At 39.9% G+C, this 12,750-nt stretch carries 10 protein-coding genes and 1 pseudogene; 5 read left to right on the forward strand and 6 right to left on the reverse strand.

What is annotated here, in order from left to right:
* Window positions 1–67: 67 nt before the first annotated feature.
* Entirely contained in the window at window positions 68–856 is a 789-nt protein-coding gene (locus tag BEGALDRAFT_RS04775; protein WP_002684212.1) for a sulfite exporter TauE/SafE family protein, read from the reverse strand.
* Window positions 857–975: 119 nt separating this feature from the next.
* Window positions 976–2,205, reverse strand: coding sequence for a UbiH/UbiF/VisC/COQ6 family ubiquinone biosynthesis hydroxylase (locus BEGALDRAFT_RS04780; protein WP_002684213.1), 1,230 nt, complete (start codon window positions 2,203–2,205; stop codon window positions 976–978).
* Between the two features lie 178 nt (window positions 2,206–2,383).
* Between BEGALDRAFT_RS04780 and BEGALDRAFT_RS04785 the strand changes: the two genes are divergently transcribed.
* Together BEGALDRAFT_RS04785 and BEGALDRAFT_RS19490 are read left to right on the forward strand one after the other, a co-directional pair.
* Window positions 2,384–3,838 (forward strand): sigma-54 interaction domain-containing protein, encoded by a 1,455-nt coding sequence (locus BEGALDRAFT_RS04785; protein ID WP_002684214.1) that lies wholly within the window; start codon window positions 2,384–2,386, stop codon window positions 3,836–3,838.
* Window positions 3,839–4,093: 255 nt separating this feature from the next.
* Window positions 4,094–4,407, forward strand: a pseudogene (locus tag BEGALDRAFT_RS19490) (IS1 family transposase); the annotation flags it as partial.
* A 217-nt stretch (window positions 4,408–4,624) separates the two neighbouring features.
* Here BEGALDRAFT_RS19490 and BEGALDRAFT_RS04790 read toward each other — a convergent pair.
* Window positions 4,625–5,572 (reverse strand): alpha/beta fold hydrolase, encoded by a 948-nt coding sequence (locus BEGALDRAFT_RS04790; RefSeq protein ID WP_002684215.1) that lies wholly within the window; start codon window positions 5,570–5,572, stop codon window positions 4,625–4,627.
* A gap of 194 nt (window positions 5,573–5,766) precedes the next feature.
* Between BEGALDRAFT_RS04790 and BEGALDRAFT_RS17925 the strand changes: the two genes are divergently transcribed.
* Window positions 5,767–6,321, forward strand: coding sequence for a DUF922 domain-containing Zn-dependent protease (locus tag BEGALDRAFT_RS17925; protein ID WP_002684217.1), 555 nt, complete (start codon window positions 5,767–5,769; stop codon window positions 6,319–6,321).
* Between the two features lie 285 nt (window positions 6,322–6,606).
* Here BEGALDRAFT_RS17925 and BEGALDRAFT_RS04800 read toward each other — a convergent pair whose 3' ends face one another.
* Window positions 6,607–9,258, reverse strand: coding sequence for a COR domain-containing protein (locus BEGALDRAFT_RS04800; RefSeq protein WP_002684219.1), 2,652 nt, complete (start codon window positions 9,256–9,258; stop codon window positions 6,607–6,609).
* A gap of 107 nt (window positions 9,259–9,365) precedes the next feature.
* Between BEGALDRAFT_RS04800 and BEGALDRAFT_RS04805 the strand changes: the two genes are divergently transcribed.
* Entirely contained in the window at window positions 9,366–9,620 is a 255-nt protein-coding gene (locus tag BEGALDRAFT_RS04805; RefSeq protein ID WP_002684221.1) for a helix-turn-helix domain-containing protein, read from the forward strand.
* On the forward strand, window positions 9,613–10,881 hold the full coding sequence (locus tag BEGALDRAFT_RS04810) for a HipA domain-containing protein (protein ID WP_002684222.1): 1,269 nt from the start codon (window positions 9,613–9,615) through the stop codon (window positions 10,879–10,881). Before BEGALDRAFT_RS04805 ends, BEGALDRAFT_RS04810 begins: the two co-directional genes overlap by 8 nt.
* 52 nt (window positions 10,882–10,933) lie before the next feature.
* Here the strand turns inward: BEGALDRAFT_RS04810 and BEGALDRAFT_RS04815 are convergent, their stop codons facing one another.
* On the reverse strand, window positions 10,934–12,124 hold the full coding sequence (locus BEGALDRAFT_RS04815; RefSeq protein ID WP_002684223.1) for an acetyl-CoA C-acyltransferase: 1,191 nt from the start codon (window positions 12,122–12,124) through the stop codon (window positions 10,934–10,936).
* 200 nt (window positions 12,125–12,324) lie between these two features.
* Complete coding sequence (locus tag BEGALDRAFT_RS04820; RefSeq protein ID WP_002684224.1) at window positions 12,325–12,714, reverse strand: DUF4189 domain-containing protein; 390 nt, start codon at window positions 12,712–12,714, stop codon at window positions 12,325–12,327.
* Window positions 12,715–12,750: the final 36 nt, after the last annotated feature.

The raw sequence follows: 12,750 nt of genomic DNA on the forward strand, positions 1-12,750 counted from the left end.
AGCAGTCACTTTAAGACTTAAAACGGATTCGCACCGTTTTTTATGTTTACGCCCCCGCTTAATGGGCTTAACTCAACAGTAATTTAATAGACATCACTGCCAAAAAAGCAGCAAAGAAGATTTGTAAGGCTCGCATGGGGACAGTATGCGCAAGTTTTGCCCCTAACGGTGCGAATAACATGCTGATAATAGCAATAGTAATAAAAACAGGCAGATAAATATAGCCTAAACTCCATTCTGGCAAACCTTCTACGTGCCAACCTGTCCATATAAAGCCAATTGCGCCTGAAACCGCAATCGGAAAGCCACAAGCGGATGAGCTTGCCACGGCATTTCGAATGTTGACATTACACCAGACTAAAAATGGGACAGTCAGCGACCCGCCACCGATACCCACAAGGGCAGAGACAATGCCGATAATCCCCCCAACTAAACTGCTCCCCCCCCAACTGGGCAATTGATGTGATGGTGCAGGACGCGCACCAAACCCAATTTGAATCGAGACGAATAGTAAGAAAATGGCAAAAATTTTCTTTAAGGTATCGCTAGATAAGCCATCGGCAATCCACGCGCCAATTAATGCACCAATGATGATACTGGGGGTTAAACGTAAGACGATAGCCCAAATAACCGCCCCCCGTTTATGATGGGCGTAAATGGAAGATAGGGAAGTAATCACAATTGTGGCTAAGGAAGTGCCAACAGCAATGTGCATTAAATAGGCTTGTGGGAGTTCTGGATGTGAATGAAAAATCCAAAGCAGCCCTGGCACGATAACCACGCCTCCACCTACGCCCAATAATCCTGCTAAAACCCCAGCAACTGCACCGAGTGCGAGCAAACTAACAATTTCCAATCTTTTTATTCCTATTAAAAAATCAATAGCATTATTTATCTGAATCAGAATCCAGACAGTTTGTTATCTTTAAATCACCCGTTTGCCAAATGCAAACTAGGCAAATAATCTGTTGTCAATTAAATCACTGTATTAACTCTTGCTAATTGCGGTAAATCGCCTGTTAATCCCATTGCTTGACGCATAAACAGCATTTTTAAAGGCGGTAATTGATTTGTAAGATTTAAACCTTGACTGCGTAACCATTGCAAAGGGCGATGTTGTGTATTAAATAACTGTTTAAAACCATCCATTGCCAACATCATGGCAAGATTATCCCCTTTACGCCAACGTTCATAACGGCGCAATAAGCTAATTTGCCCGACATCTTCCCCCTGACGATAAGCTTGTATTACTAATTCAGCAAGGCTTGCTGCATCTAATAAACCTAAATTCACCCCTTGTCCTGCCAGCGGATGAATCGTGTGCGCAGCATCACCAACTAATGCAAGGCGCGTTTGCACATAATGTTGTGCATGGCGACGTTGTAAAGGAAAGGCTAAACGCTCGCTACAGGCAATAACCTCACCTAAGCGATATGCAAAAGTTACGGATAAATGATTTAAAAAATCGCTTTCAGACAATGCCATTAAATCGCGTGCGGTTGGCGTAGGTACGCTATACACAATAGAACAACTGTGTTCATCCTTTAATGGTAAAAAGGCTAATACCCCATCCGTTAAAAACCGTTGCCACGCAGTATGCTGATGCGATAATTCTGTACGAATATTGGCGACAATCGCTTGTTGTCCATAATCTTGTAATTGATATGGAATTCCTGCTAATGAACGAATCGACGCATTTGCTCCCTCTGCACTGACCAATAATGCTGTTCGTAAAACGCTTGCGGTATCTAATGTTACCTCCATTGCCTGCCCAATCTGTAACAATTGCACAACTTTTGCGGGACGAAACCACGTTAATAACGATGGATACTGATTTAATTGCGCATGTAGTGCGGCTCGCATCACCGACTGCTCCACAATATGCCCTAAAACGGGTTCAACTAACTGCGTACAATCGAAATGAATTTCACCCGTCCCGTTTGCATCCCACACATACATCGATTGAAACGGACTCACCCGCAACGCCTGCATAGCCGACCACACGCCCAATTGCTGAAAAATCCGTTCAGAAGCTCGAGTAATCGCAAATGTTCGTAAATCAAGAGATTGGGTATCAATCACTGTTTGTGGATTCGCCTCGACTAACGCGACTTTTAAACCCGCCTGTAACAACGCACACGCTAATGTAGAGCCAACAATCCCACTCCCAACGATAACAACATCAAAATTTGTACTGTGTTGCATAAATAAATCTACCTTTGTGCTGAAAATTGATAGCCCATTTTCCTGCTTTGCCTAACTCACACCACGATGAACCGCCACCTTTGAAACGCCAACACATCCCCCCATTAAATGCTTGTTCGCAGAAAACCGCTATAATGTTAGCTCACTGCTAAAACTCAGGCTCAATACTCTGTTTATCATGTCTAATCATCGCCTTAAACAACTTCAACATGACAATATTTTGCTTGCCGCAGGCGAAGGCATTTTTGGATTAGACATAGACGGAAACACCACGTTTATTAATCCTGCTGCATTAAAAATGATTGGTTGGTCATTACACGAAATAATTAACAAACCTATTCACGACTACCACCACCACAGCCGTGCCGATGGCTCTCATTACCCACGCCAAGACTGCCCCATTTATATGGCAATTCGTGACGGGCTTGTTCACCATGCCGATAATGAAGTATTTTGGCGCAAAGATGGGTCTTGTTTTCCTGTTGATTATACCAGCACCCCCGTTTATGACGGCGATAAAGTCATCGGTGCAGTTGTTGTTTTTCAAGATATTACTGAACGTCGCCGTGCAGAATTAAAGCTACATCAAACCCTTGCAGAAGTACAACGCTTAAAAGAACAACTACAAGCAGAAAATCGATATTTACAAGAAGAGATAAAAACCGAACACAATTTCGAAGAAATTATTGGCAATAGCCAACCATTACAAAAAGTGCTCCGCCAAGTGTCACAAGTCGCACCAACAGATGCCTGCGTCTTAATTCAGGGCGAAAGTGGCACAGGAAAAGAACTGATTGCCCGCGCGATTCACAACCGCAGCCCCCGCAAAAATAAACCCTTAATTAAAGTCAACTGTGCCGCAATTGCACATAGCCTTGTCGACAGTGAATTATTTGGACACGAAAAAGGCGCGTTTACAGGCGCGTTACAACAACGCATAGGACGCTTTGAATTAGCAGACGGGGGCACATTGTTTTTAGATGAAGTTGCTGAATTACCGCTAGAAACACAGGTAAAACTTTTGCGGGTGTTACAAGAACAAGAATTTGAGCGGGTTGGCAGTAGTCACACGATAACCGTTAATGTGCGCATCATTGCAGCGACAAATCGAGATTTAAGCCAATTAGTCCGTACCACCGCATTTCGCCAAGACTTATTTTATCGCTTAATGGTCTTTCCGATTTATCTCCCCCCATTGCGTGACCGCCGTGATGATATTCCCGCCCTCACCCGCTATTTTTTAGAAAAAGCAGCAAAACGATTCGGAAAACACATCCGCACAATCACTGATGAAGCATTGATAACCTTACAAAATGCCTATTGGCATGGCAATATTCGTGAGTTACAAAATGCATTAGAACGAGCGGTGATTGTGGCGCAATCCGCCATTTTAAGCAGTGAAGATTTTTTACTCACGCCCGTGCCTGTTTTAACCGATAGCAGTATCACAACTGATGTATTGACCCTCGCAGAAGCCGAACGGCGACATATCTTGCACGCGCTAAACGTCACTCGCGGTATTATCGCGGGCGAAAAAGGAGCAGCGGCTTTATTAGATATTCATCCAAATACATTACGTTCTCGAATGATAAAGCTAGGCATACAAAAGCAGGATTTTTCGCCATTTTTATAATGTCTTTTATTAAATTCAACCTAAGTTTTGCGAGCTTCTTTTAAAAAGACAATAACTTGTCTGAATCAGGATTTTCAGGATTCACAGGATTTAAAACCCTTAAACCAAGAAATTAATGCGAATCATGATTTTTAATTCTGCTAATTCTGAAAATTCTGTGAATTCTGATTCAGACAAAAAAAGACCTGCTAGGTTTTGAAAACCTAGCAGACCCCTGTTTTATTTTATAAATCTCGCAGTACTGGGGGCGGTTAAAAAAAAGGACGGTTGTGCTTAGAATGTGATGAGATGTGGTCATTGGTTGGGCAACGTCACCAGAAAGTGTGGATATGGTTAGCGTTGGATAGAGACTCACAAGAAGTTGTCGGAATTGCCTTCAGAAAGTTCTTCCGAATAAACGGCATAAAGCGGTAGGGAAGGAGACGGGACTGACCAATCATATTGAGCGATTAAGACAGCGTATTAGTCATTTAGTGAGAAAAATCTTATCTTTTTCCAATAAGATAGAAAATCACATCGGAGCTACTATTTTTTTCATTAACAATTACAACAAATCACTGCTTCTTTAGCACTACCTATTATTTTTTCCGCATAAAATAGTCATATCACCAAGCATAAACTCAGCTTGTCATAAAATACCAATATTCTTAATTTTTATGCGCATATTTATCCTATTAATCAATCTGAAGTGCTAAACCTCATTAAATAAACGGTATGGATAACACCGCTTAATTTAATATGGTGGTATCCAATCCAGCCTATTGTTAAAAAGCTAATTCCATTTAACTACTGCATTCCCTGCCTACCCAACTGCAACCAAAATTGAATTAATGCCTGATTCACTTGTTCAGGACAATCACTAATTGCATGATGACCACAATTAGGAATCACTTTTAAAACAGCGTTTGGCAAACTCGCTTTTAAACGCTCTGCATCACTCGGCGGAAACCAATGGTCTTTTTCTCCCCATAAAACTAAAGTTGGGCATTTGATTTCTTCAAGATTTTCTTGAACTTCTGCAATAACACCATCATTAAATCGAATGAGTTTAATAATTTCTTCCGTCGCTTGCTTAGAATCAGCCGTTAAACGGGTTAACGCTCCCTGAAAGGCTAAATAAGGGTATAACACCCAATGTACATTTTCTTCTTTCAAAGTCCGACGGTTATAATAAATTTCTCGCTGTCCTTGATGATATAAAATACGCAATAAAGGTTCACAATAACGCGCTAAACCCGAATAATCAAAAAATCGTACCCAACTGAGCGGAATTTTTACCATCATCCGCATCCCTAAGTTAGGCATCTGACGCGGAAAAATTGCCGCATCGATAACACATAATTGCGATACTAAATCAGAACGTTCCTGTGCGACCGCAAGCGCAATTAATCCGCCAAGTGATTCACCCACTAAAAAAACAGGCTCATCACACAAGGCTTCTATCACACGAATGACTTCTTTAACTTGATAACCAGACCTGTCTTGTAACAATGGTTTATCCGAAAAACCGTAACCTTTGCCATCGAAACAAATGACACGAAAATGTTCTGATAATGCATCAATATTCTGATGCCAACTATAACTCCAACATCCCCATCCATTGAGACAGACAAGCGGTTGTCCTTGTCCTTTTTCCCCATAAGATAAGGTTACGGGGTGACCATTAGCATCTATGATTTGCAGGGTTTTACGCCCTGTTGGAAAGGTTTCTTGCCACCAATCTTGTTGTTGCATGATTTATATGAAAATACCGTCAATCCCTAAAATTAAAATTATCTCACACTCGCCCATGAAATAGTTACGGCGAAAAATAATATACCGAGAAATTTAGTCAACAAAATAACACATAGGGTTATTCATCCATAGCAGATGAAACCGCTACACTATTTAATATTCACTTTCTAACTTGCCTTGTGATGCGTCCCAACATGAACATAACGCCCCTTTTTGCATTAAGTCTGCTCCTTGTTGCCCAATTTGCCGAAGCACGTCCTGATATTAATACAGAAACTTACTACTACATTGTGGACGGTAAAGATGCAAAAGCCATACGCAAAGACCTCAATGAAAAACGTCAAGGAAATTATGATGCTTATACAAAATGGTCAGTCAAATGGCGATTTTTCTGGGATAAAAAACCCGATGAATGTACGATTAATCGAGTGACAACAACCGTAGATGTCAAGTTCACCTTGCCAAAACTGGCAAAAGATACGATTGCCAATCAAGACGCTCAAAACCGTTGGAAACGTTATTATAAAGCCTTAATTGACCATGAAAATGGTCATCGTGATTATGGGATAAAAGCCGCGAATGAAATTGAAGAGGCGTTATTAAACATGGACAGTTATGAAACTTGTGCCGATTTAGAAGAAGCTGCCAATGCCCTAGCGCATGATATTGTTGATGAAAATATTGCCGAGAATAAGCAGTATGATATTGATACCAATCACGGCATGAATGATGGGGCGGTCTTTCCTTAAGTTACCTGAGTTCTGCGAGTTTCTGTTAAAAAGATAACAGCTTGTCTGAATCAGAATTTTCAGAATTAACAGGATTTAAACCCCTTAAACCAAGAAGTTAATGCGAATCATGCTTTTTAATTCTGCTAATTCTGAAAATTCTGTGAATTCTGATTCAGACAAAAAAAGACCTGCTAGGTTTTTAAAACCTAGTAGGTCTCTGTTTTATTCTAGAAAACTCGTAGAGCTAAGGTTAGTTAAGTTTTATTGCTTCCACGCTTAAGCATTGGAATGAGGTTAAAATTATTATTTTTTTGTTATTAGTGCTTCAATTTGTTCAATAATCGGCATAACAATGGGATAAATTAAAGCAACGGCTTTTGCAGCTTCAATTAACCCCTTGGTTGTAACTTTTAACTGGAAAAAATTAGGTTTTTCCTTTTGTACCTCAGTAATTGCTTGTTGTGCAAAACTCTTGGCGGCTTCAGTTTCTTCTGTACTTTTCACTTGTTGTAATTGAGTCAGTAATTTCTGTAACAATCTTAATAACTGAGCATTTTCACTATTATTTGCTTGCTCAATATTATGATGTTTATCACGCCCAACAATATCGCCTCCCATACTAAAATCTCCTCCTCCTGTATTAATCTCGATATTAACACCGCCTTGTTGTTCCGCCCGTTTCTCATCTGTCATAAACTTTAAAACCTCGCTTAATGGATATTGACCATATTCACATATATAAAGTTTTCCTCTAGCACGCTCTAAGGCTAATAAACCCTTAAAGCCTGCGCGGGACATGTTACCTGTTGAATCAACTTCATTCTTTGCATTTGGCAACCAAACCCACTCGCTATAAGTTAAGGTCATTCTTGCCAGAATAATTTTAACATCATCATATAACTTACTAAAATATCGTACTGTATCTTTCCCTGAAACCCATAACGACCAACGTCGCCCATGATAATCTGCCATTGCTAACGCTTGTGCTTGGTAACTTTGCGATTTTAAACGTACCCCATTTTGCCACACCAGATTATCCACAATTTCATGATGTTGTCGCACGATAAAATTTGCCGTGAGATGTCTTGGCAAAAAACCTTCAAAATCAAAATCGAAACGAAAAGCAGTGGCGCGGTCAAATTGTAAATTTTGGGGTTGGTCAGAAGGTAATAAATCGGGAATGACATAATTATGAGGTTTTTGCGGTAATTCATAGCACAATTCAAACTCTTTCATCGCTTCCAAAATCACCCAATAACGCTCGCAAGAATACGTTAATTCATTGCCTTCATGGTCAACCACTTTTTGAGTCGTTAAAATTGCGTGCGCTTGTTGTTCTGTTAAATGGGCGGTTTTACCATAAATTAAGGTATAAACCCCATAAGTTAGCCAACGTGGATTTAAGACATAGTCATTTAAACGGGTAATCTTGGGAAAATGAATAATAACGCCTAAAGCATCAAAGAGTTTTAATAAACTGTCTTGGTTAAAATCCGCTGTTGTTTGAATCCCTTCTTGATTACACAGTGTTGTGTAATCTGTTTTACTTAAAAATGCTGAGGTAACAGATTTTGTTCTTAAAATTTGTAAAATATTAAATTCTGCTGCTGTAAAACGGGTTTGATAAATTTCCATCGCTTGCAGTTGTTCAATCAATTCCGTTTTAAAAATCTCAAAATAACGTTGATGCTTTCCAGCATCTTGGTATTGCGTACAACTTAACGGGTAAAAATTAACAAGCCGTTGCGGATATTTTTCATTTAAACGGTGCATATCTAAATTAACTTGTGTTAAATCAGATTTATTACCCACCAACATGACTTTTGAGTCGCCGCCAAAGGCTTTGACATGTTCTAACCAATATTCTACTTGTTGATTCGCATTAATATCCGTGCGTGCATTGAGGAGTGACACATATAAACAGCGCGAACGGAGAAAAAATTGATGCGTTGCGTGCGCCATCACTTGCCCACCAAAATCCCAAAAATGGGCTTTTATTTTTGCATTAGGCACATCCCACTCACGAATATCAATTCCTGCGGTCATTGCTTCTTTATTTTCAATGACAGGCTCATTAAATAAAGCACGGATTAATGAAGTTTTTCCCGCTTCGCCATAGCCTAAAAAAATCACACGAACACGATTTAAGGTTTCTTGCTCAGGATTTTCCCATTGAGATAGTAACCGTGCATTAATTTCGGCTGGAGAAAGAGCCTCATATTCGGGACTAAGTAAAACTTGTTTAGCCAGCGTTTTAGGATTCAGCGGTTTACCTGCTAAACGGTCTTGATACCAATTTAACCAATAAGTATCAAAACCATGACCGAGTTCTTTCAAACCTTGGATAAAATGCGTGTGTAATTTGGGGGAAATGATTTTAGATGGTTGTTCTAATAGTATAGTTTTTTTACCTTTCTCTAAAAACTCTATAAAAATGGCGATAATATGGGCAATGGAATAGGCGACATAGACAGCATCAATATTGATGGCTACAAGACAAGCACTGAAGGCAGCACTATTTTCATTAGTGTCGAAAGTGATAACATTACCACTAGTGTCGGGGGCTATGGTAGCAATACCAGCAGCTATAATAGTGGTGGTAGCTACCTCTGCTACTGCTGCTACTGCCCCTACTGCTGAGGCATGAGTAGTAAGGGAGGGGGCATTGATTACAGCATTTAGAGCATGGATTGCAACAGCATGGTCAGTGGCAACAGCACGGGCAATCTCCTTACTTTCCAAATAAGTCGCACACCATCCTAATTGTTCAGCACGTAATATGGCTAATAAATATTTTTGCCGTTCAGACTTTTTCCAAAACCATAAAAACCCTTTTTTATCAGCCTCTATCGCTAATACAGGCAATGCCAACAAAGCCATCTTTGCCGCAAATGCTGCACATTTCCAAGGGTCGTTTAAATCCCGTAATTTTTGTTCAAGCTCTTTTCTATCCATTTATTTCTAACCTTTAATTAAAGATAAATTCCGAAAAAGTACAATTATATTGTTTCTTTGCTGGAAAAATACTATATTTCCTAAAATATACAATTTTTAGGATTAACATGGTTAAAAAAATCAAAGTCACTCCTTTTCCCATACCTTGTGAAAAAGTAACCGCACAAACAATCGGCGAAATCGTGCGGGCACAACGGACAAGATTAGGTCTTAAACAAATTGAATTAGCAGCAATTTCTAACCTTAATATAAAAACAATTAATAGTTTAGAAAATAGCAACGGTTCAACGTTAGAAAACGCCTTACATGTTTTACAAGGTTTAGGCATAAAACTTAAGTTTGAAGGTCTTTTAGATGATTGAGCTTATTATTTGCTATCAACAAAATCAAATAGGTACATTGCAATATGAGACTGATACAGATAATTTTACCGTGAGTTATACCGATGAATGGAATAAACAAGGGTTTCCACTATCGCCAATAATTCCTTTAAAAAAAATAAGTGCTGGTAATCCTGTAAAAGCGTTTATAGAAAACCTGTTACCAGAAGGCAACGCACTAACAGAACTATCTCAATTTGTAGGTGTGTCTAAACATCGCCCATTTACCTTACTTAAAACGATTGGTAAAGAACCAACGGGCGCGTTTAAGTTTGTAACAGATGATTGTCAAACTGAAAAAACTTGTTTTATAGAAATAACTCCCGACATATTGCAAAACAGAATCAAAATGAGAGAATCTCAAAGTTTAATGATATGGGACGGCAAGCCACGCCTTAGTATTGCAGGCGTACAACAAAAATTACCGATTGTAGAATTAAACGGCAAATTTGGTTTTGGAGAGGGTAATCTTGCGTCAACCCATATTTTAAAATTCGCAAAACCACATTCCACACTGATTTTAAATGAATATTTTAGTATGAAGTTAGCTAAGTCTTGTGGTTTAAATGTTGCGACTGTAGAAATTTTAGATTTTGAGGGAGAAGCTGTTCTTTCTGTTCAACGGTTTGATAGGCGCATTAAAGATGAAAAAGTAGAACGACTACATATTATTGATGCTTGCCAAGCTTTAGGGGTTCTTTCTTCGCATAAATATGAATGGTCTTTAGGACACGGTAGAGATGTAGCGAATATTAGAGATGGTGTATCTTTTAAAAAATTATTTGCAATTTCTGAAGGTTGTAAAATCCCTTTTATTGCAAAACAGAATATTATTCGATGGCTTGTTTTTAATCTCATCATTAAAAATACAGATGCACACGGAAAAAATATTTCTTTTTTTATCAATCAATCAGGTATGGAAACAACCCCATTTTATGACTTGATTAATATAGGGTTGTATCAAGGGGAATACGACCAGAATTTAGCAATGGCAATAGGAGACAGTTATATTTATGAGGAATTAAACAGCTTAGATTTTAAAGATTTATGTAGCGACTGTGATATTCATCCATCAACCATAAAAAATATATTTGAACAATTAACTAAAGGAATGGCGCAAAAATTAGATGATATTGCTACACATATTAATAAGGCATTTTATCAAAATGATTTTATTGAACAATATAAACAATCTGTTTTAGAAAATATTGCATTTTTAAAAGAACGAATTTACAGCGAATAACACCACTTAAAATGGTGCTATTCGTCTCATTTATTCACCATATTCAGCTTTTTTACAGCCGTTCCACTGCCATCGCGGTTGCTTCTCCGCCACCGATACACAAGGATGCAACGCCTTTTTTTAATCCGTATTGTTCTAATGCTGCTAACAATGTGACCAAAATCCGCGCCCCTGATGCGCCAATTGGATGACCTAAGGCGCAAGCTCCGCCGTGTATATTCACTTTTTCCGCTGGCAATTTTAACGTCTGCATTGCTGCCATCGTTACAACGGCAAACGCTTCATTAATTTCATATAAATCAACGTCGGTTGTCGTCCAACCTATTTTTGCTAACAGGTGATTGATTGCCCCTATTGGCGCGGTTGTGAATAAATGCGGGGCTTGGGCGTGTGTTGTGTGTCCATGAATCACGGCGAGTGGTTTTAAGCCCCGTTTTTCTGCTTGAGAACGTCGCATCAGGACTAATGCCGCCGCACCGTCAGAAATCGAGCTGGAATTGGCGGGCGTAACTGTACCGTCTTTTTTAAAAGCAGGTTTTAATTGGGGAATTTTATCAATACGGGCTTTGTTGGGTTGTTCGTCTTCTTGCAGTAGCACTTCGCCTGTTTTGTCGGTTAGGACGTAGGGAGTTATTTCTTGTTTAAACCAGCCTTCGGCAATGGCTTTTTGTGCGCGTTGTAGTGATTCAATGGCAAAACGGTCTTGGTCTTCGCGGGTGAATTGGTATTGTGTGGCGCAGTCTTCGGCAAATGTGCCCATTAGTCGCCCTTTGTCAAAATAGGCATCTTCTAAGCCGTCAAAAAACATATGGTCGATGATTTGTCCATGTCCTAAGCGATAGCCACCGCGTGCTTTAGGCAGTAAATACGGGGCGTTGCTCATGCTTTCCATCCCGCCTGCGACGATGATGTCTTGTGAGCCTGCTAGCAGTAGGTCGTGGGCGAGCATGGTGGCTTTCATGCCTGAACCGCAGACTTTATTAACGGTTGTGCATCCTGTTTGTACGGGTAATCCTGCGAGTAGGGCGGCTTGACGGGCGGGGGCTTGTCCTAAACCTGCGGGGAGAACGCAACCCATAAACACTTCTTGTATGTCTTCGGGGTTTAAGTTTGCGCGGGCAACAGCGGCTTTAATGGCTGTCCCGCCGAGTTCGGACGAGCGAACATTGTTGAAGATGCCTTGAAATCCGCCCATAGCGGTGCGGGCATAGGCGACAATGACGATGGGGTCTTGTTGGGTCATAAAGTTGCTCCTTTGGGGTATTGTTTTGTGGTTTTTATAAGCGTTGTATTTTTTGGATAATGTGTTTTATATTAGTAGGTTAGATTTTTAAATTGTTTATATTGTTGACGTGAACGTTAATATTGTGAGCCAAAAAAAAGAAGATGTATAGTCAGTTACATCTTCTTTCCGTGTTTTTATGTATTGATAATTGATTGATTTTAATCAGTGCCAATGGTTTCAATAATGTCGCAGTTGGTTGTGTATTGTTGGCATTTTTCTAGGGCTTGGAGTTGGGCTTCTTGTTTGTATTGTCCGTAACCTGTGCCAAAGCCATCATCGCCTTGGGCTAACGCGCCATAGCTGTTTTTAAACCACAGTTCGACGCTGCATTCACTGCCATCGTTGCTTAGACGAGAAAGGCAGTTTTGTAGTGCAACGGTTTCTGCTTCGCCCCGACTGTTGTAGTTGTAGGAGTATCCATAGACTCGTTCTGCTTGAGAATAGGCGATTGCGCCGTATAAATCTCCTGCATAAGCTGTTGATATAAAGGTGGTTGTTAGGCTAATTGTACTTGCTAGTAATAGGGTGATGCGGGTTATGGTTTGCATGTCGTTTGTGCCTGTTTTGTGTGAGGGGGGACAACG

The organism is Beggiatoa alba B18LD (genome assembly GCF_000245015.1).
GTDB lineage: Bacteria > Pseudomonadota > Gammaproteobacteria > Beggiatoales > Beggiatoaceae > Beggiatoa > Beggiatoa alba.